This is a genomic window from Balneola sp. (assembly GCA_002694685.1).
Classification (GTDB): Bacteria; Bacteroidota; Rhodothermia; order Balneolales; family Balneolaceae; genus Gracilimonas.
In genome coordinates this window covers 414,171-434,305 of sequence record NZMW01000004.1, presented here as the reverse complement: position 1 = coordinate 434,305, position 20,135 = coordinate 414,171, and the positions used below count along the sequence as shown (strand labels likewise).

Genomic DNA, 20,135 nt, shown 5'->3' with positions numbered 1-20,135 from the left:
TCTATAATTTTTCTTGAATAAATTTTGCTGCTTGGGTGTAAGCTGAATCTAAATTGGCTACACCCGATTCTGCTCCTCCAATGTCGATCCCAAAGTGACCTTTAAAGTCAATGACATCCAAGGTCTCAAAAAAGTCATCCCAACGAATTATGCCATCTCCAATGGCCAGGTGTTCAACTTGCTGTCCTCGGTTGTCTGAAATGTGGATGTAATCGATGTAGTCTTTCAGTCTTCTGAGTGAAAGCTGGAGGTTATCTTTCAGGAAGTATTGGTTAGCGGTATCGAAATTGAAGCGAAGATTATCTCGCCCAACGGCATCATGAAAATGCAGAAAGGCATCGGTTGTAGAAGCCAAAACACCAAGGGCCGGATGCATTTGATAGGTTAAGCCATAGTTTGCGGCAATATCACAAGCTTCTCTATAGGTTGCAGTGAGTTGCTCCCAGTACTTCTTCCAGTTTAAATCATCAGGGAACTTGGCAGAGAGAATCACATCTTCATGGTAATGACGCACAACAGGGATATCTTCCGGAAACTGATAAGGTGGCAGGGGGGCATTATCCAAAATCCCTAAAGCCCCAAACGCTGAGGCAACTTCACAGCCTTTCTCAAACAATTGGAGATTGTGTTCTCTTTCCTTTTCATCGGTAGATGAAAGTCCGGGCAAAACCGCACAGAAATAAGGTACTTCTAAATCAAGTTCACTTATTTTTTGGGCGATGTGGTTCTTCATCTCATACACCTTAGTAAGATGGTTTTCGCGGATTCCTTCCAGCTCAACCGACTGAAAGCCCAAAGCTTTAAATTCCTCCAAATACTGGAGGGTATCCTCAGCGGGTGGCGGGTAGCCATACTTACTGATGGTATACAAATAAGCACACGAAATTCTGGAGTTAATCATCATTCTGTAAGTCTGGATCGTTAAAAAGTTCTTTTATCTCGGCTACTCCTCTAATTGAAATAACCGCAGCAATCACAAAAAAGATAGTTGCGAACACACCAAATAAGATCATCCAAATCAAAGTCCCGTCATTCATAACTGATCTCCGCTTCGTTAATTATTTTGGCCGGGTATTTCTTCTGGGTAGCTAAAGAGCCGACTATCATTCCCAGTGCAGCCAGTATAAAACTCAAAAATCCTGCAGTATTTACATCAGTAGCAAAAGCCAACCATGCGGGTAGAGAAGAGGAGAACTTTTCCAAAAGCAGAAATGCTGCCGGAGTGACCGCTCCTAAAATCAATGCTGCCTGGGCTCCTACATCATTTGCCTTTTTCCAATATAAACCGGCCGTGACCGTGCCTAAAGCACCGGCGGTATACATGGTTCCTGTTATAAAAATGTATTGAAAAGCCGTTTCTGGAATTTGATACCAAAGCCCGAATATGAGCAAGAAAAGCCCGATTAGTCCTGAAATGAATCTGGATATCATCATCTTGGTTTGCTCGCTAAATCCTCCAGGCTTCAGAATAGAAATAACATCCAGTGTAATTACTGAACTCCATGCCAATACATAGGAACTGTAAGTGCTCATTGAAGCGGCTAACAAGCCGGCAACCAGCAAGCCAAGCAGACCTACAGGAACTAATTCACCAAGCAGCATGGGCATAGCAGCTGCAGTATTTTCTCCTCCTCCAAAATAAGCGAAGGCTGCCACTCCCCAGAACATGGGAATCATAGCCCTTCCTGCAAAAGTTAGACCGGTGATCCAGAATACTTTTTTTGCTACTTCCGGACTTTCAGAAGATAATGCCTTTGACGTACCCGGCTGCCATAGTGCAGCGGCAGCAATATTGGTTACCAGAATCCAGATGATGAAGCTCCAGCCAAACCTCGGATTTTCAATCGGGTTAAACCCTCCATTTCCAAAACCAGACATAACGGATTCTGAAATCAGGCTAAGATCAACTTCCAAAAGAACAATAATAGTTGTCGCTAGCATGGCAAAGGAAAGCACTACATACTGCATAAAGTCAGTGATAACCACGGAAAACATTCCTCCCAGAATGGTGTAAGACATAACAACAATCAGCATTAACGTCATGATAAAGCCAAGTGCCTGAGGGCCAAATCCCATCACCTCAGATAAGAAAATTCCATCGAACTTCAGAAATATCCCCATATTCAATACTCCGCCAACAAACAGAATCAAACCGCCAGTTACCCGAACTTTTTTATTGAATCTCAGTTCGTAGAATTCGGGGATGGTCATCATACCATAGTAGCGAAGTTTTTCTATGATAAACCCGGTTTTCCCTACTGTTGTATATGCGATCATCGCTAAAATACCAATGATGAAACAGGAAAAGCCCGTCACATATCCAAGTTCTCCAAAATAGACAAAGGTTACCGTCCCTAATTCAGTAGCGGTAAAAGTGGCAACACCTAAGGAAACTTTGATCTTTCGTCCAGCGACCATATAGCCGCTTAGATTCTGAACATACCTCTTCACCCAGATACCCACATAAACGGTAACTATCAGATAAGTGATAAGTATTATCCAATCTATTGGAGTAAAATTCATGCCTCAGGGTTAAACAGTTGTGTCCAAAATTGTTGGTATTGTTCCCACTTCATGAAGTTAATTCCCCAGTGTGGACTAGCGCCTGTCATCCACGTTGAAACCCGGCCTTTGCCGTAATCATGTTCAGCCAGCAGCGGATGCCATTCTCCCATGTTTTCAATTTCAACAATAGCAGTAGCAGAAGACTTAAGTTTTGTTTCGTTGAAGCCTAGGATGGGAGGCACTGTATCCCAGTCGAGCCCTTTAACAGCTCGATGGCTATCCTCTACCGTTCTTACTTTGTAGCTGGATGTTGACTCTATCAGATCATCTCCCGGGAGGCAATCAACAGGAAGAACATTCTTGAATCGGGATCTTCCCCAGCCGCCTTTCCCAAGTTCGCCAGAAAAACTTAGCCAGCCTCCATTCATATGAAAATGACCGCCCTTTTCCACCCATTCCCTCAGCAGATCAAACCGGTCCGGGAAGGTGACATAGGAATCTTCCCACTTGGTGCGGTTAAAGAAGTCGGGATGTAACATCAGGCATTTGGTTTCTACATCTGCAAAGATGATGATATCGGCCCAATCCAGACGCTCATCAAACTCTTCGGGAGACATGTGATACAGTTCCCAGGAAGGTTGGGTTATTACTTCTGCTTTCGGAATTTTGCGGAGCGTATCTACGAATGGCTTCGCATAATTCAGTACTTCTACGTCTTTACTTGGTGCCTCAAATGGAGACTCAACATACGTTTGGCCTATGTGAATACACCAGTTTCCAACATGCCAGATGGTTAATCGATCGGAACTCATACTTCTAATAATGATTTGTTTCTGTAACTGCTATTTATTTTATATCAGAGACAAGAAAACCTGACTTAGGTTTCTTAGGGCGGTGATCATCTTGGATTCTTTCCAATGAATTCCAGTGGTCTCTTAACTTGAATGCCACACTTTTTGGGTGACGGTCGCGAGTAAATACGCCTTTCTTATTTAGAACTACCCTTCTGAAATGCTGAGGGGTCATGAAATCAGCGAAGTTCCAAACATGAGCACCTGCAACAAATTCTCTTGGTTCCATAACCTCCAGGTATTTGAAGATGAAAGCCGTCTGAAATTCTTCTGTAAACATTTGAGCTGTCGTAGCGTGCAGACCTTCAACAGTATCAGCTCCAAATTCAGTGACCATAATGGGTTTGCCATATTTTTCGAAGGTGGCATCCAGCTCTCGTGCTAAATCTTTCCCTGCCTGTTCTAAGTCTACCGGATTTGTATACCAGCCGTAGTACCTGTTTATCCCAATGATATCACACGACTCTAATACTACATCATTTTCCTTATGAGCGGCCATTGAGATGGACATAATTGGACGAGTATCATCTAGACCTTTTGTGAAATCATACAGCTCTTTGAAATACTTTTTGCTGGTTTCGTTCTGATAAAATTCCTCCGCCCATAAATTCGGCTCATTGGTTATAGACCAGGAAATCACGCTTGGGTGATTCTTATCCCGTTTAATTAATTCTTTGATAGATTGCTTATGGTTTTCAAATAAAGGCTTAAGCTCATCAAAATCGTTGGACCAAAATCCCAAGCTAACAGCAGGAACCTCATCAATAATCAGGAACCCGAGTTTGTCTGCCAAACGCATCATTTCTTCGTCATAGGGATAGTGACTGGTTCTGTATGAATTTGCCCCAATCCATCGCATAAGCTCATGATCTTTTAGATAAGCCGGACGAAATTGACCGCGGCCTACAATCGGAAAATCTTCATGCTTACCAAAGCCACTCATAAAAAGAGGCTCGTTGTTAAACATGATTTTTCCTCCTTCAACCCGAACTTCCCGAATACCAAAGGTTTCATGGTATTCATCTACTACCTTTCCGTCTTTCATTAACGAAATGCTGGCGGTATATAAGTAGGGGTTTGAGGGCGACCACCACTCGGGTTCATCAACGGAAAGTTTACAAACTCCATTTTTACTATCGCCCTTGGCTATTTCCTGATCATCCGCAGACAGGATCCGGACATTAAAGTCCAAATCTGTCGTTACGTCTGCGGTGATTGTTATTTGTCCTTCCAGAGTAGAATGAATGGAGGTATCTGAAATGTACTCTTTAGGAGTTGTAACAACCTGAACGGATCGTGTTAGTCCGCCATAGGGGAAAAAATCAAATCGGGTTGCCGGAAAAAGATGTCGGCGTTCATAGCTTGGTGTACTATAAAGAGGAGATTCCGGACTTACATCCTGAGGAATGGTGTGCATCGAAAGAGAGCTATCTACACAAACCACCAGGTGATTTTTTTTACCTTTCTCATTGAGAGCTTCAGACAGGTCTAATTCAAAAGGCAGATATCCTCCTGAATGCTCACCTACGAAATTTCCGTTAAGCCATACTTCTGCTTTATGATCTGCTGCTGCAATACGCAGCCAAACTTTACTGCTTTCCTGAACCATTGCAGGTATTGTAAAATAAGTTTCATGCCAAGCCTTACCTACGTAATTTCGAAGTCCCTGCTCCGCAAGCTGCTCATTCCAAGAGCCGGGAATGGCAATCGAATGCACTTCACCGGCTAACTTATTCTTATACCAACCACCTTTGTGACCTTCTTCATTAGGATCTGCTTTTAAGTTCCAGTACCCACCTAAATCAAATACTGCGCGAAAATTATTTTGTTGTGGAAAGAGCATATTATCCTTCTAATTATTCAATGTTACTATTTTTAAATCCCGAAAATCCCAATGATTCCCAGTATTGCCATAATCAGGGAAAAGAGGAAAATCAGACCTAATACAATATTCTTAGCAGGTTTAAGAGCGTGTTCCCCAACCACCTCTTTTCGATTCATAAGAATGATCATAAATAAGATGACAACCGGGGTTACTGTAGCTATAAAAGCCTGAGAAAGAATCATGATAAAAACAGGTCGGCCGCCAAATAATGGCACGGAGAGTGTCAGCAGAACAATACCAAGAGAGATCAAACGGTTGGTCTTAGACTGGAAATCAGGATTTACTCCCTGATAATCTGCAAGCAGCATAGGTGCTAACATAATGTGCGGAAATAAGGAAGAAAGTCCTGCAGCCAGGATACCACCTACAAATATTGATACTGCAAATCGTCCGGCAAATGGCTCAAGCAGACGTACCATATCAATAGCGTTATCTACTTTCATTCCTTCTTGATGCAAGGTACCTGCGGCAGCTGCCATCACCGCTATACTCAATACAAACATCAAAATAGCTGAAAACTTTGCGTCTCTTTTCTCGAGCTTAAATTGCTCTACCCCCCAGCCTTTTCCTTTTATAAGAACAGAGCGAACTACATAAATTACAGCTCCCATTGTAGTTCCAACCATGCTGGCAATAAGCAAAAAAGCACCTGACTCATTCGGAACGCCGGCAACAATTCCTGCTATCACTTCTGATGGTTCAGGAATCACCATAAACATGGTAATTATAAAACTTAAGCCCATCACGCCTACAAATACCGCAAGCACTTTCTCGAAGAAATTTTGTTTCCCTTTCCAAAGCAAAGCATACAGTGCACCACCAAAGAGAATGGTTGAATATAGCGGGTCAATTCCCGCACCGGATTCTGTAAGTGGACGGGTCCACTCCTGAGTCACCTGTGTCACTATTGCCATCACTCCAATACAGCCTACTGCTTCTGTAAAAACCAATGCAACCAGAACAAAGAGTCCTGCAGGTTTCCCAAAATGCTTTTTATAGCTATGTATTACTGTGTCGCCGGTTACGATGGTATACTTCCCAAACAGTACAATCAGTATGTATGTAAAAACACAAGAAAGCAGTAAAGGTAATGCCATTCTCATTCCATACTCGGCGCCGGTAGAAGCCATTGAGGTAACACTTCCCGTTCCAATATTATAGCCGATTATGAATAAAGCCGGGCCAACTGAAAGAATAAATAACTTAAACTTTTCTAGAACCCCTGGTTGTGATGTTGGATCTGCCATCTATGTTTATTTAGAAGTTTGTTGAATGGAAATTTTCACTAACTGTTTAGATGGCAGTTCTAAACGGAATCTATCGCCGCCCTTATTTACGGTAATGTCTCGGGACTCTATAGTTTCCCCTTCTGAGGTTAACTCAAGCTTGTAGCTCCCTTTTGAAAGTTGCCATGAACGCATGGTTAGCCCTTCATTCTTCTCTGAAAAGGAGAACAGCTCTGCATCAAGCCTGGTGGAATCACTATCGGTAACTAAATAAGTGATATCCCGGCTGGCATCTTCCCAGCTTACTGCTATGTAAGGAGACGAGCTCTCAGCTATGCCATACCCGGTAACCATGCCCTGGACAATGCCTATTTCCCGGGCATTCCCCGGACCGATATGAATCCGATCGGTATGGATGGCTTCAGTAGTAAATAGTGGATAATTGTAACGGATGGTTTCCAGGTAGGGTTGAATTCCTTCCACCAAGAAGCCGGTATTTCCGGTAAGTCTGTATTTTATGAAGGGCGTGCCGTGCTCAATAATCAGTTTATCATACTTATTATTACCGGTAAGCAATCGCCAGGTCCCAACTACATTCCAGAATCCGTCACTGTTGCCCAGTTGATGAGCCGCCCAGCCTTCAGAACCTTCTTCAAACTGATTTTGTGAACTATTGAGATCACCGCTATACTTTGAAACCAAATCTAAATGCTGAATGAAAGGCGTCAGGTATTTATCATTTCCGGTCATCGTCCAGGTGAATAGCAGTTGATCCAGAATGGCACTTCCTCCACTCCAGTCAAAATAATCCCAGTACATATTAGCCGTATACCAGTTGTCTTCACTCCCATTAAATTCTCCGGATGGAAAAGCAATAGAGGCTGGAATAATACCCACTGGTTTCCCTTTGTCTGTTTGTTGGGAAACAGCTAACCAGCCATCCGCCCATTCTTCAAGAGCTTTTAAAGTGGAAGCATCCTGCGTTTTCCAGGCATAATAGCGAACTGCTTTTGCAGCACGAGTGGTATAAGGAACATCCCTGTTCTTTGGAGGCTCCATTTCTATTTCAGTTGAACTAAACCAGGAGGATTTAAAAAAACGATGGTTATTATCGTTAAAACCAGTCCAAAGGTTTTTGAAGTAATCGGCTGAATAAGACAACCGTTCTTCATACCTGTCATCATCATTATATAAAACCATTAAAGGTGCAGTATCCGAAATAAACTCGGAGGAATGCTCAACATCACTTGGGTTTTTCGCATAGCCCTTATAGACTTTTGAGCTATTCCATACCCCATCAGCAAGTTTCTTCCAGCCTTCATACACCACAGAGTCACCTGAAAGAATCAAGGGTGACCAAAAGCGAAGAATTTCTACATCATCGCCGTATTTCCCGCCAAATTCACCGCGTTCATCCTGTTGCTCCAGCACCCACCAGTCGGCAATATGTTTTAGCCGGTTGGTAACTTCCCACTGCGCAAAAGCCCAGTCAGGAGCATTCGTAGGTTTATTAATTCCATCAAAGGGATCTTCATTATCTATCTGCTCCCCGTTATACATCCGAACCATCTCATCCTGGGGGTGAAGCTCCAGCATCTTTGCCAAATCTCTTTCAGCTGCATCTTTTTCGTAGTGGATTCCTCTTTCCAGCCATAACCAATACAACAAACGGCCTCTGTACCAAAGCTCTCGCTCATATAAAGGGTTTTCTTCTGCACCAGAATAGTTAAGAAGACCATCATAAAGCATCACCGTTTGATGTAAATGATCAAACAGGCCTAACTCAGTCTTCTCGGTGTACTTACTCCACCCCCTGTACCAGAAATATTTTTCTGCTTTTTGGAGAATCTGAAGCTGTAATTTCCAAAATGTGGCAAAGTTCTCATATTCTTCCTGTTGAGCTAATTCATCCAGTTCCTGAACGAGTGGCTCAAGTTCTCTTTCACTGTCATAGACTCCAGCGTTTTCTAGTTTTGCAAAAACTTCAGCAGCCGCCCCTTTCGGTTCTGAACTTGGAATCATAGAAAATCCTAGCAGACGGAATGCATCTTCATTCCCAATAAAATCCAGCTGTAACCCATCATCTTCAATAACCACCTTTCGCTGGATTACACGATATATTTTTTGAATACTCTCCCTTTCCTCTGAATTTGGAGTAAACGTTTGTAGTTCAGGAGTAATATTCTCTCCATTTGCCATAACCACTGCCGTGCTTGAGTCTTCCAGACCTGCTTCAAACCAAACGGTAACCCACCACTCTCCTTTGGGGATATCTGCTTTAAACTTTAGCTCTGTTCCTGAAATACCGTCAATTAAAAAAGCATCCCTGGATGGTTCCCACCCCTCGTGAAAAAAGCTTTCACCACTGTTTTGGCTTAACCAGCCATATCCATTTTCTTCAGAATAAGTCCATGACGGGGTAAGTGGAATTGCATCATCAGAAAGCTCTGCCTCAGCTGCGCCGACATCAAAGAAGTAAGGTTCGCTTTCAAACGATATTGGTTCGGGTTGATTTGTTATTTGGCATGATGTGAGTAGAAATAGAATACAAACCAAAAAACCGAAGTTACCCTGGTAGCTTTTATACAAATTCTTTTTTGACTTCTGATGCATGAGTGAGAGAACAATTTAATACTGAAGGGCTATTTCACCCGCCCTTCAGCTATTTTTCTTGGTATCTAATTTGATGTACTACTTGATAAGAGTCATTCTGCCTGTTTTCACAAAACTGTTTGTAGCAGAATTAGCGGTTACTCTGTAAATGTACAATCCGGAGGTAAGGCTTGAAGCATCAACCTTAATATTCAGATTGGTTCCAGCACTCAATTTCTGAGCAGGAACTGACATTACACGCTGACCAATCACACTAAATACATCAATGCTTACAGTAGCGGCTTCAGCTAAGTTGAAAGAAATATTAGTGGTTGGGTTGAATGGGTTTGGATAGTTACCGTTCAACTGAAATGCCTGAGGTGAGGTGCTTCCCGGCTCTTCAAATTCATTGCTTACCGTCATACCGCCATGCCAGATCAATGAACCAAGCTGTTGACCTGAAGTACCACCTGTGTAAGAGTCGAAGGTATCTGCATATCCAAAGTCAAATGGTTCGCCGTCTACAGGAAACGAAGGAGGAGACTCATTGTCTGGATCTGTCCAGTATGAGGTAACTACATCGGAAGGAACAGCCGGACCATCTGTGAATGAAACATCTTCATTCAAAAAGGTAGATGCACTTCCCTGATCATCAACAAAAGCCTGAGCAGTTGCATTGAAATTAACCGGTGCCTCTACTGAATCTGGATAAGCATCTACAATGGCACTGGCTAAATACACATTATTGTTATTAGCCATAAAGCTCTGTGCACCCAGTGAATCAGTCTCACTTTGAGTTAATTCTTTAAGACTTACAACAGCTAAATGAGGATCCTCTGAATTTGTGTTATGACCATAGAAAGAAGCATTCACGATCATGTTATTAGTCATTACCCCTTCAACAATAGGGCCTAACTCAAAAGCAGAATTGTTACCAATATTCACAGCTGTATTCTGGTTGATGTGAGCGTAGTTAATTATACCTCCACCACCGTCACGAATAATCTGACTGGTAATGTTATAGAAGGTATTATTCTCGAACCAAAGAGTATCAATTTGGTTACCACGATCATCAATACCACGGCCATTATCAGGACTTGCAGATGTACCAATATTGCTCACAATTGAGTTTGTAAGAAAAATTCGAGTCCCAGTACCGTCAATTCGAAAACCAGACTGCCCGTCTTTATCTAACTGACAATTATCTACCCTAATGGTGACATCATTCTCACTTACCCTAATGATTCGTGTATTTAAACCACCCAACTCATCTTCGTTGGTAACATACAGGCCTCTAATTGTCAGACTTCCTCTTGGTCTAAAAGCCCGGCTTGAACCTCCACCTTCATCAACTGCTGGAATAAGTCTTGGGCGCTCTGTCCATCCATCTTCAGCAACAATAGTAAGGTGAAACCCTCTGTGCTCAATACTTCCATCGAGCAGGTAAGTGCCTCCGCTTTCCAATACGTACACTGTACTTGAATCCGTTCTTGCACCAGTAGCAGTCGTATCACTATCAATGGCTTCGTTTAGCGTGCCCACTCCGGGTTCTACCGTAACCGTACGCTGCGCGTAAGCTTCTTGTAAAGGTAATAAGAGCACTGTCATACAAAACAGAAATGCCCCTATAACTGTGACTAGTTTATTAGTATCGATTGTCATAATCGCTCCTTTTTTTTGGTTGATAATGCAATTAAGCATTTGTTAAAACTTATACTTTACTCCAATACTTCCGGTTAACCCGTAAGTAAAATTTTGTGTATTCAGGCGTGTACTTCCGGCTCCTATAAAATCTCTTTCTACTTCACTGGTGAGGTTGTTGACATTCAGAAATGCCGTAAGGTTAGGTAGTGTCGCAAAAGATTGGTTTACCCTGATATCCCAAAAACTAAATCCCCTGGAGAGTTGATCTACCGGTTCTGAAGAACCTAATTCTTCTAAAATTTCTTGCTGATAAGCTAATGATGCCCTAGCCGAGAAAAGCCCAATTTCATATCCCAAAGTAAATGAAGCGGTTACGTCTGGCTGCCCGGGAAGCTTACCTGATCTTACCGTATCTATAATTGTTGGCCTAAACGGAGGTTCGGGACTTCTTGGCCCAATTTTTAAAACCGGGAAGAAAGTTTCGGATTTAATAAACGCAATGTTTGTTGACAGTATAAGCCCATTAAGTGGTTTTGGTAAAAATTTAAAATCTGTCTGTAAATCAAATTCCACTCCTCTTACTGTTGATATTCCGTCAGCGTTTACTGGTGAAGTCAACTCATATCCTGCAAAATCTCCCTCCGTAATCCTCGTAGTTCTGAGGTAATCTACGTCTTCAATTTCCTTATAGAATACACCTGCACTAAAAAAACCAAATCGGCTGTTATAGAATGAAATAAAAGCATCGTAATTGATAGCTTTTGAATGCTTTAAATTTGGGTTACCCCTCGATATCTGCCTTTCAGGTTCATTAATCTGTTCATAGGGCACTAAATTGTTATAATCCGGCCTTGACAGGCTATGTGTGTAGGCAAACCGCAGATCTATTCCTTCTACAATAGCTACCTTTAAGTGAAACTGAGGAAAAATCTCCCCATAATTTTGACCACCAGTTGTATCTGAAATAGTACCAGTCTCTCCGAGGTTTCCTCTTAAATTACCTACGTTTCCTTCATAAAATGTCTCTACGTATTCATACCTGACACCCGGCAGAAATGTAACCTTGGGACCAATTTCTAACTCCCCCATTACATAAGCAGAACTAACTGTTTCACCAGCCTCATAATCTTCCAGTTCCACAAAACGATTTAGCCCATAGAAATCCGAATAAGTATTATAAAAATCATTGAGGCCGCCCATGTCCAATCCTGGACTTAGTACTGAATACCCATTAATGTTAGGAATATTATAATCCTGATTTATAAAGTTACTTATCGCAATGTGTGTATCGTTGTACAAGTCAAATTTATCGGGATTAGCCTGCCCTATCTCACTTACAACGTTAAAGTCTGTTTGTACCGAGTTGTCGTTACTATCTTTGTCTTTTTTCCTAACCTTACCACCCGCCTTCAAGTAGCCATTCAGGTTTTCATTAAGCTGGAAATTATATTTTAAGTTTCCTGAAACAGTCAGATCTCTTTCTGTTCTCCTATACCGATCATTTGTACCATAGAGGAAATAGGTCGCATCTAAATTATTTCTCGCCTTTGCAATTATGTCATCAACGTCCGTTTCATCTAACCCACTATCATAAGCTCCTACTTCATAGAATCGGGCATAATTCCCAAAAGTCTGCTTAGCTAAGGTGAATGAATAAGCTCCCTGCCAATCTACCTCAAAATTATTCAGTTCGTGACGACCAGTTAATACATTGGTATACAGTAGCTCATACCTCTCCTGGTCTCTGGCATCGTATTCAGTTCTGGTATTACCTACCCGATACCTTTTTCGATATCTTTGCTCATCCCGATCTGTTCTTCCAAATAGAGTAGAGAGAGAAACTTCACTGGCATCATTAAATTGATAGTCAAGACTGGTGCTTAATCCATATTTATCTCTTACCTGGAAGTTATCTGCAAAATTCAGATTATTTATCACATTAATTGAATCGCTCTGGTTCCATTCCGGATCTATATCAAATAATTCTGACCCACGATTAGCTCGCTGAATACTTCCTGAGACCAATACACCCAACTTGTCATCAAAAAAGCGATTACTACCATATGCCGAAAACTTATATTGTCCAAGTTCAGAACGAATATCATTGTAACCCGTCTCGGCACTAACATTTCCCCTGAATTCTGAGGGAGCTCTTTTCACTAATAAGTTAATCGTTCCACCTACAGCATCAGCATCCTTATCAGGGGTTAGAGCCTTATAAACCTGAATACCATCCAATACGTCAGAAGGAAGTAAACTTAAATCTACCGAACGATCTCCTTCCGTTCCCGGCATCCTTACACCATTCACAGTAATAGAATTGAACCTTGGCGACAAACCCCTAACAACTACTTTAGATGCTTCCCCAGCATCTCGCTGAACTGAAACTCCGGGAAGTCTGGCTACCGACTCAGCAGCATTTTGATCAGGCAGCTCTGCGAGTCTTTCTTTTGAAACTACATTTACAATTGTATTTGAATTCATCTGTTCCTTAATAGCCGCAACCTGCCCTGCAGCCTGTGCTAATACCTGAATTTCTTCCCCTTGTACAAAGTCACCTTCTAAAACAATACTGAGTGTTGTTTCTGATCCTTCCGTGACCGTCACCTCAACAAATTTTGTCTTATACCCCAGGTATGAAATGCGCATATCATAGCTTCCAACAGGAATGTTAGCTATTTCAAATTCACCATTAATATCTGTAGCAGCTCCTTTAGATATTTCGGTAATAAAAACGTTAGCACCAAAAATCTCTTCGCCTGTTAAAGAATCTGCGACCACCCCATTAATTATCCCCGTACCTTGACTCAGTGCAGAAAAGGGAACCAAAAGGATTCCCACAAAACAAACAAAATGTTTCAGCACTGTTATAAAACCGATTCTTTTGAGCAGCTCTGGCTTTAATTTCATTGTCTAAATATCAGGTCTTAGAAAATTAATCTATATGCATCTTGCCATAAGAACTATAAAAAGCGCTTTTATGACTCATGCTTAATATGCTAGGTATACTTTATATATGCAATTTTATTTTGCCCTTTTTCACATTTTTATATAATCTACTTCTTATAGCCTATTCTTTTGAATAGCAGTGAGTTTTTTGGCTTCTTTAATGCTGATCATCTTGAAGCTTAATCTATTCGAAGTCCAAACCTGACCTAAGCGCCATAAATCAGCATCTATAACTTTAGCAATTCTGGGATAGCCGCCTACCGACTGTGCGTCTTTCATCAAAACTATGGGACTTCCTCCTTTTGGTAGCTGAATAATTCCAGGAACAACTGGAGCCGATTTCATTTCTCTCTCTATAACATTAAAGCCATCCTGAACTTTCAGCCGTATCCCCATTCGATTACTCTGGCTTGAAATCTCAAATTCAGTAGCTAAAAACTTTGCCCTTTGATCTTCAGGCAACCACTGCCACTCTGGTCCTTCGATTAATCGTATTCTTTGCTTTGATGAAAAGTATGGAATGAGCTTTTGAGGAACTTCGCGGACTTCAGTATCAAGACTTTTTGTTTGCCAGTTTAACAGATCACCTTTTTTGAGCTTTCTCCCTTTAATCCCTCCAAATGATGCTGGGATATAAGTTGAGTAGCTACTCATTACTTTTTCTATTTCCCAGTTCCCGCGAATGGCTAAATAGATACGACATCCTTTTTTTATCTGCCCGATGTTGAGTATATCACCAGAATGGACAACCAAAGTCTCATTGGCTTTTCTCTGTTCAGAATTAAGCGTTATCTCTGCCTCTCCTCCACTTAACCCAATAATTGCATCAGAGTTAAACTGGTAACGGCCTCCTTGAATGGTCATTTCTAAAACTGGAGCATCCCCCTCATTTCCCACCAACCAGTTCACTAAGCTGTACGCGTGGTCGTCCATCACCCCTGAAACCGGGACTCCATAATTTCGGTATCCAACTCGGCCAGCGTCCTGAACGGTTGTAAGCATCCCCCCATCCAATACTTCCAAGCTTCCATTCATGATGAATACCCTTTTAGATTCTGGAATTCCTCTTCAGATATTTTATTGAATTTGACCTTATCTCCAGCCCTAACTTGAGTCGGTGGATCCTGTAAAGCATCAAAAAAAGATAATGGAGTCTGACCAATAATCTGCCAACCACCCGGACTTTCCAGCGAATAAATCCCGGTTTGATTTCCTCCAATCCCTACCGATCCTGCAGGTATTTTAGTCCTCGGCTCGGCTCTTCTTGGGCAAGCAATGTTTTCAGACAATCCCGACAGGTACAGAAAGCCAGGTATGAATCCCTGCATTGCAACGGTATAAGATCCTGAGGTGTGAAGTTCGATAATTTCCTTACGGTTTAAACTGGTATGACCTTCAACTTCATCCCAATCCAATCCCAATTCATAACACACCGGAATTTCATGTATCTGGGGCGAATTCAAATTGGCTGAAATATCAGCACATGCTTTTTCTATAGTTTGCAGCTCTTTATTTATTTCTCCAAGTAGTCGGTCATAGACAAGCACAATACTTTCTAAGGATGGGATAATATCAACCACACCATTAATAGAAGCCTCTTCAAGTATGTTTACAGCCTGATGAATACTTTCGATTTGGACATCAGACCGGTCTGACTTTAGGCTCAGAGCTTGCTCTCCTAGCTCTGAAACGGTCCAAATTCCTCCGTTAAGATGCAGTGATTTCGACATCCTGTTTCTCCAGATAATCGTGGATTTCCTGAGCTAATTCTTCCGCACCCTCGGTATCGCTATGAAGGCAGATAGTTTCGGCGGTTATCGGAAGTTCTAAATCACCATATGTTTTGACCGTGCCTTTCAAGAATCCGGACAGCTGATCCAAAACTTCTTTTTTATTGTGAAGGACAGCTCCTTCCAAAGATCGAGATCTCAAACTCAGGTCATCTTCGTATCTTCGATCTGCAAAGACTTCGCTCCGAACTTTCAGTCCGGCATCTATTGCAACTTCACTTAGAACAGAATTGGCCGGGGCATAGATCAGCATATCCTCCTTAATCTGAACGATGGCTTTTACAATTCCCAAAGCTGTTTCCTCGTCCTTTGCTGCATGATTATAAAGAGCCCCGTGTGGTTTTACATGATGAAGTGTGCCTCCTAAAGATTCGGTCATCCCCTTTAAAGCCGAAACTTGATATAGTACACAAGCTTCCAGTTCATCCGCCGACAAATTCATAATACGCCGACCAAAGCCTTGCAGGTCCGGGTAAGATGGATGTGCACCAATGGAGACATTATTCTTTAGTGCAAGCTTAATGGTTTTAGCAATAGTTACCGGGTCACCTGAATGAAAGCCACAAGCAATATTACAGCTCGAGATGAAAGGCATAATCTTGGAATCACGCTCATCGTCATACATTCCATAAAATTCACCGATATCACAGTTCAGATCTATCTTGGTAATCATAACTATAGAAAATTAAAGACTGAATTTAGACTTCTGAATCCAACTAAAATCGTAACGAGGATCACAATAATAGCCATTATATTTTGTTGGGTTGAATTCCTGTTGGAACCCAACAGCATTGGCTTATTCATTATATATAAAAGGAAAATCGCGATAACCGGAAGCGTAATTCCATTAGCAATTTGGGCAAATTCAATGAGCTGAACAGGATTAAAACTCACAGCAGAAAATATAACTCCGGCAAACAATACAACCATCCAGACTGCTCTGAACTTTACAGATTTCAAATCATTCTTCCAGCCCAAAATACCTTTAGTTGCATAAGCTGCAGCAAGAGGCGCTGTTACAGCTGATGTAATTCCCGCTGCAAAAAGCCCGATACCCATAAATACTTTTGCCCAGCTTCCAAGTAACGGTTCCAGTTGTTGCGCCATGTCTGAAGCACTTTTAATGTCTGTAAGTGTTCCATCAGAAGCTGCTGCACTTGTAATCACAATACAGATAGAAATGGTACCGCCAAGAATGATCCCGACCGCATTTTCAATACGCATATCTGAAAGCTGAGAATAGCTTTTGTACCTTTCTTGAACCGTTGAGGCGTGTAAAAACAGGTTATAGGGAACTACCGTGGTTCCGATAAGAGCAATAACAGTCAGGAATTCGTCGGGAGAAGCGACGGGGACAAAAAGTCCTTTTAGAATGGCACTTAAATCCGGCTGAATGACAACGGCAGTTGTTACAAAAACGATGCTCATTAATCCTACCAGAACTGTCATCACATTTACAATCCTTTTAAAACTCCCTGAAAACAAAAGCCAAAAAGCGATTAAGCCGATTAACATTGACGTTAACCTGATATCAAATCCAAGAAGCGTTATATCAAGCCCAACAAAAAACTCCTCCCAGCCTAAAACAGCTCCGGAGATATTCCCCCCTTCATAGGCAATGTTTCCTATTACAATTGCACTCAAAACCATTAACATCCCGGCTATCTTCAAAAAGGGATTTCCCAATTGCTCTCGAATGGCTTCTCCAAATCCCTTCTGCGTAATGATGCCCAACCGACCGGTCATCTCCTGCAAAACAATAGTCGCGATGATGGAAAATAAAAGAGCCCAAAGCAGTACATAACCTGATCTAACTCCGGCCAGCGTACATACGGTTACTGTGCCGGGACCAATGAATGCTGCAGCCACTAATGTGCTGGGTCCAAAGTATTTTTTTAGTGGATTGTTCATGGCTCGGTATATAGTATGTAACTTCTAAAATCCCAAACGGATTTACGCTTCTAAACAAATAGAAATATCCGTAATGTTAGAGCAGAAGTTATCAAATATTATAGCTTTCCTTAAATTCACTATTTTAATAAACGTTAAACTATCAGGTAGCTTTTAGAGCAGATGGACGGAAAATACAAAGCAAATATTCGACCCGGCATGAGTGTTGGTATTGTACTCAAAAAGGATCAAAGATCAGGTAAAATTACCAAGGGTATTATTCTGAATGTGTTAACAAAATCATCGACCCACCCTCACGGAATTAAAGTTCGTCTGGAAGATGGGCAGATTGGAAGAGTGAAAGAAATTCTATGAGCACCCTTTCTTTAAGTGATTTTACTGAGCAAGTTATTGAGTGTGAAGAAGATTATGAGGGAAGAGTCATAGCGACTCTTCTTAAGTCTATAAATAATCAGCCTAATCAGCCTTCGATTCTATACATACATGGTTTCAACGATTATTTTTTCCAGGCGCATGTAGCGAATGCTTTTCACGAACAAAACTATAATTTTTACGCTCTGGATCTAAGGAAGTATGGGCGTTCGTTATTATCTCATCAGCATCCTAACTATTGCCGATCTGTTACCGAATACTATGAGGAGATTGACAAGTCCTTGCAGATTATTAAAGAAGAATATGATACTGAAATAACACTGCTTGGCCATTCTACAGGTGGTTTAATAAACAGCTTATATTTGAATGAAGGCCAAAACCGGAATTTAGTAGATAAACTCATCCTCAACTCGCCCTTCTTCCAGTTTAATATGAAACCGTGGCAAAGAGCAGTTATCCTGCCTCTAACGGGACTGATATCTGCTATTTCTCCTTATGCCTCCCAGAAAAAACCTTTCTCGCATTTATATGGGACAAGTATCTCAAAACAGAAAAAAGGGGAATGGGATTTTAATACAGACTGGAAACCTTTAAATGGGTTCCCTGCTTATTTGAAGTGGGTTCACGCAATCTATACCGGCCAAAAAAGACTTCATAAAAACTCTGACATTCATAAACCCATCCTTGTACTTCACTCAGATAAATCCAGCCAAAACACAACCTGGGATGATGAGATTCTTAAGACCGATATGGTCCTGAATGTAGAACACATGAAATACTATGGGAAAGAATTGGGGCCAAAAGTAGATCTAGTTGAAATCCCCCATGCCATCCACGATATATTCCTCTCTACAAAAGAAGTTAGAGAACTCGCTTTTGAAGAAGTGTTCAATTGGCTTGACGCTAAGGGTTCCTGAAGCACACCCAAACATTTGCTTATTCCCTAAAAATGGTTTTATTAGAGTAAACCATCCAAAAATAAAGGGAGGAAGGTATGAAAGTAAGTGAAATTCTAAATCAAAAAGGCCGGGATATTTTTTCAGTAAGTCCTGAAAGTACAGTTTTTGAAGCCATAGAAAAGATGGCGGAATATAACATTGGGGCTTTGCTGGTTATACAAGATTCAAAGTTAAAAGGAATTATTTCTGAACGTGACTATCGGAATAAAGTAATCCTGAAAGGACGTACTTCAAAAAGCACTCCTGTAAGTGACATCATGAGTGAGGATGTTATTTGTGTAGAACCCACCGACTCTGTGAACCTATGTATGCAGCTCATGACAAATAAGAAAATCCGTCACCTGCCGGTGTTGGACAATGAGCAGGTTGTGGGAGTGATTTCGATTGGTGATGTTGTTAAAACAGTGATCGCTAATCAAAAATCCGAGATCGATTCGCTGAGAAGCTATATCGGCAGTGGCGGTGGATACCCAACCTAGTTCTTGGAATATCTAGTATCATTGGGTTGATGTTCAATACCGACATGAATGTTAGCTCCATTTCTTTAGTTTGAAAATTGAATATTAATTAATCCCATAAACATGCTTCGTAATTTCATCTTCGTAGTTCTGGTTTCGCTTTTAACTTTTAGCTTGGGCTTTGCTCAGTTAAATAATGATCCGGATCGGATTGAAACGGAGCAGGGTGACTTGGTTATCCATCCTGTCCTACACGGAACTGTAATTTTTGAATGGAATGGACAAACGGTTTACATGGACCCATGGGGTTCAGCTAATTTGTATGATGAAAAACCAGCACCGGATGTCATACTCATAACTCATCCACACGGCGATCATTTAAGTCCAGAGGCGCTCGCGAGCCTGAATACGACTAACACTTCTTTCTACGTACCCCAAGCTGTTGCAGACGAAATGCCCGAAGAATATCTCGCGCAAACTACAGTAATTTCAAATGGCGAAAGCATGGAGTATGAAGGAATCACCATCAACGCCGTTCCTATGTATAATCTCCCGGAAGAAGGCGCACGGCATGCAAAAGGCTGGGGAAATGGATATGTGCTGAGTATGGGCGGTAAAGACGTGTACGTTTCCGGTGATACAGAAGGCATTCCTGAAATGCGTAATCTTGAAGGAATTGACGTGGCCTTTGTTTGTATGAACTTACCCTACACCATGGATATTAATCAAGCCTCAGATGCGGTATTAGATTTTGAACCGACCATCGTGTACCCTTATCACCACCGCGGACAAGATATCGAAGAGTTTAAAAAGCTGGTTGATGCTGGAAATAAAGATATCGAAGTGCGACTCAAGAATTGGTATCCAAGATAGGGCTTAACATATGAAGGAAGGAACTCCTACCTTCCTTCAAAAAGTATTATGAAGTGTACACTCTGTTCCTCCAAAACAGATCCCTTTTATTACTATGAAAAGGAAGACCGGCAATACCAT

At 41.5% G+C, this 20,135-nt stretch carries 16 protein-coding genes; 4 read left to right on the top strand and 12 right to left on the bottom strand.

Annotated features, from left to right (window positions below):
- Position 1 precedes the first annotated feature (1 nt).
- From CL667_07410 to CL667_07355, 12 genes are all read right to left on the bottom strand, one after another.
- A complete protein-coding gene (locus tag CL667_07410; protein MAL17523.1) occupies positions 2-904 on the bottom strand; it encodes a xylose isomerase in 903 nt (300 codons plus the stop codon).
- A 125-nt stretch (positions 905-1,029) separates the two neighbouring features.
- Positions 1,030-2,523: a hypothetical protein gene (locus CL667_07405; protein ID MAL17522.1), complete on the bottom strand. Its 1,494-nt coding sequence runs from the start codon at positions 2,521-2,523 to the stop codon at positions 1,030-1,032.
- Positions 2,520-3,317, bottom strand: a complete 798-nt coding sequence (locus CL667_07400) for a hypothetical protein (protein ID MAL17521.1) — start codon at positions 3,315-3,317, stop codon at positions 2,520-2,522. The genes CL667_07405 and CL667_07400 overlap by 4 nt, the downstream gene beginning before the upstream one ends.
- A 34-nt stretch (positions 3,318-3,351) precedes the next feature.
- A complete protein-coding gene (locus CL667_07395; GenBank protein ID MAL17520.1) occupies positions 3,352-5,199 on the bottom strand; it encodes a beta-glucuronidase in 1,848 nt (615 codons plus the stop codon).
- Positions 5,200-5,231: 32 nt separating this feature from the next.
- Positions 5,232-6,488, bottom strand: a complete 1,257-nt coding sequence (locus tag CL667_07390) for a hypothetical protein (GenBank protein ID MAL17519.1) — start codon at positions 6,486-6,488, stop codon at positions 5,232-5,234.
- A 6-nt stretch (positions 6,489-6,494) separates the two neighbouring features.
- Positions 6,495-9,056 carry a hypothetical protein gene (locus CL667_07385; GenBank protein ID MAL17518.1) on the bottom strand — a complete coding sequence of 854 codons (2,562 nt, stop codon included), beginning with the start codon at positions 9,054-9,056 and terminating at the stop codon, positions 6,495-6,497.
- Positions 9,057-9,158: 102 nt separating this feature from the next.
- The gene (locus tag CL667_07380; protein MAL17517.1) at positions 9,159-10,760 is read right to left on the bottom strand and encodes a hypothetical protein; all 1,602 of its coding nucleotides are present in this window, start codon (positions 10,758-10,760) and stop codon (positions 9,159-9,161) included.
- Positions 10,761-10,763: 3 nt separating this feature from the next.
- Entirely contained in the window at positions 10,764-13,613 is a 2,850-nt protein-coding gene (locus CL667_07375) for a hypothetical protein (protein MAL17516.1), read from the bottom strand.
- Positions 13,614-13,766: 153 nt separating this feature from the next.
- Positions 13,767-14,687: a KipI antagonist gene (locus CL667_07370; protein MAL17515.1), complete on the bottom strand. Its 921-nt coding sequence runs from the start codon at positions 14,685-14,687 to the stop codon at positions 13,767-13,769.
- The gene (locus CL667_07365; GenBank protein MAL17514.1) at positions 14,684-15,382 is read right to left on the bottom strand and encodes a hypothetical protein; all 699 of its coding nucleotides are present in this window, start codon (positions 15,380-15,382) and stop codon (positions 14,684-14,686) included. The genes CL667_07370 and CL667_07365 overlap by 4 nt, the downstream gene beginning before the upstream one ends.
- On the bottom strand, positions 15,360-16,115 hold the full coding sequence (locus CL667_07360) for a lactam utilization protein LamB (GenBank protein MAL17513.1): 756 nt from the start codon (positions 16,113-16,115) through the stop codon (positions 15,360-15,362). Before CL667_07360 ends, CL667_07365 begins: the two co-directional genes overlap by 23 nt.
- 2 nt (positions 16,116-16,117) lie before the next feature.
- Positions 16,118-17,353 (bottom strand): manganese transporter, encoded by a 1,236-nt coding sequence (locus CL667_07355; GenBank protein ID MAL17512.1) that lies wholly within the window; start codon positions 17,351-17,353, stop codon positions 16,118-16,120.
- A gap of 162 nt (positions 17,354-17,515) precedes the next feature.
- Here CL667_07355 and CL667_07350 point away from each other — a divergent pair, with 162 nt between their 5' ends.
- From CL667_07350 to CL667_07335, 4 genes are all read left to right on the top strand, one after another.
- The gene (locus tag CL667_07350; protein MAL17511.1) at positions 17,516-17,707 is read left to right on the top strand and encodes a hypothetical protein; all 192 of its coding nucleotides are present in this window, start codon (positions 17,516-17,518) and stop codon (positions 17,705-17,707) included.
- The gene (locus CL667_07345; protein ID MAL17510.1) at positions 17,704-18,642 is read left to right on the top strand and encodes an alpha/beta hydrolase; all 939 of its coding nucleotides are present in this window, start codon (positions 17,704-17,706) and stop codon (positions 18,640-18,642) included. The genes CL667_07350 and CL667_07345 overlap by 4 nt, the downstream gene beginning before the upstream one ends.
- A 77-nt stretch (positions 18,643-18,719) precedes the next feature.
- Positions 18,720-19,163: a histidine kinase gene (locus tag CL667_07340; GenBank protein ID MAL17509.1), complete on the top strand. Its 444-nt coding sequence runs from the start codon at positions 18,720-18,722 to the stop codon at positions 19,161-19,163.
- A 102-nt stretch (positions 19,164-19,265) separates the two neighbouring features.
- Positions 19,266-20,015: an MBL fold metallo-hydrolase gene (locus CL667_07335; protein MAL17508.1), complete on the top strand. Its 750-nt coding sequence runs from the start codon at positions 19,266-19,268 to the stop codon at positions 20,013-20,015.
- Positions 20,016-20,135 lie beyond the last annotated feature (120 nt).

Bases quoted from the DNA above. Each gene is read 5' to 3' on its own strand.
- CL667_07350 (MAL17511.1), top strand. From the start codon at position 17,516: ATGGACGGAAAATACAAAGCAAATATTCGACCCGGCATGAGTGTTGGT.
- CL667_07355 (MAL17512.1), bottom strand. From the start codon at position 17,353: ATGAACAATCCACTAAAAAAATACTTTGGACCCAGCACATTAGTGGCT.
- CL667_07400 (MAL17521.1), bottom strand. From the start codon at position 3,317: ATGAGTTCCGATCGATTAACCATCTGGCATGTTGGAAACTGGTGTATT.
- CL667_07345 (MAL17510.1), top strand. From the start codon at position 17,704: ATGAGCACCCTTTCTTTAAGTGATTTTACTGAGCAAGTTATTGAGTGT.
- CL667_07380 (MAL17517.1), bottom strand. From the start codon at position 10,760: ATGCTTAATTGCATTATCAACCAAAAAAAAGGAGCGATTATGACAATC.
- CL667_07410 (MAL17523.1), bottom strand. From the start codon at position 904: ATGATGATTAACTCCAGAATTTCGTGTGCTTATTTGTATACCATCAGT.
- CL667_07390 (MAL17519.1), bottom strand. From the start codon at position 6,488: ATGGCAGATCCAACATCACAACCAGGGGTTCTAGAAAAGTTTAAGTTA.
- CL667_07395 (MAL17520.1), bottom strand. From the start codon at position 5,199: ATGCTCTTTCCACAACAAAATAATTTTCGCGCAGTATTTGATTTAGGT.
- CL667_07370 (MAL17515.1), bottom strand. From the start codon at position 14,687: ATGAATGGAAGCTTGGAAGTATTGGATGGGGGGATGCTTACAACCGTT.
- CL667_07405 (MAL17522.1), bottom strand. From the start codon at position 2,523: ATGAATTTTACTCCAATAGATTGGATAATACTTATCACTTATCTGATA.
- CL667_07365 (MAL17514.1), bottom strand. From the start codon at position 15,382: ATGTCGAAATCACTGCATCTTAACGGAGGAATTTGGACCGTTTCAGAG.
- CL667_07375 (MAL17516.1), bottom strand. From the start codon at position 13,613: ATGAAATTAAAGCCAGAGCTGCTCAAAAGAATCGGTTTTATAACAGTG.
- CL667_07340 (MAL17509.1), top strand. From the start codon at position 18,720: ATGAAAGTAAGTGAAATTCTAAATCAAAAAGGCCGGGATATTTTTTCA.
- CL667_07360 (MAL17513.1), bottom strand. From the start codon at position 16,115: ATGATTACCAAGATAGATCTGAACTGTGATATCGGTGAATTTTATGGA.
- CL667_07335 (MAL17508.1), top strand. From the start codon at position 19,266: ATGCTTCGTAATTTCATCTTCGTAGTTCTGGTTTCGCTTTTAACTTTT.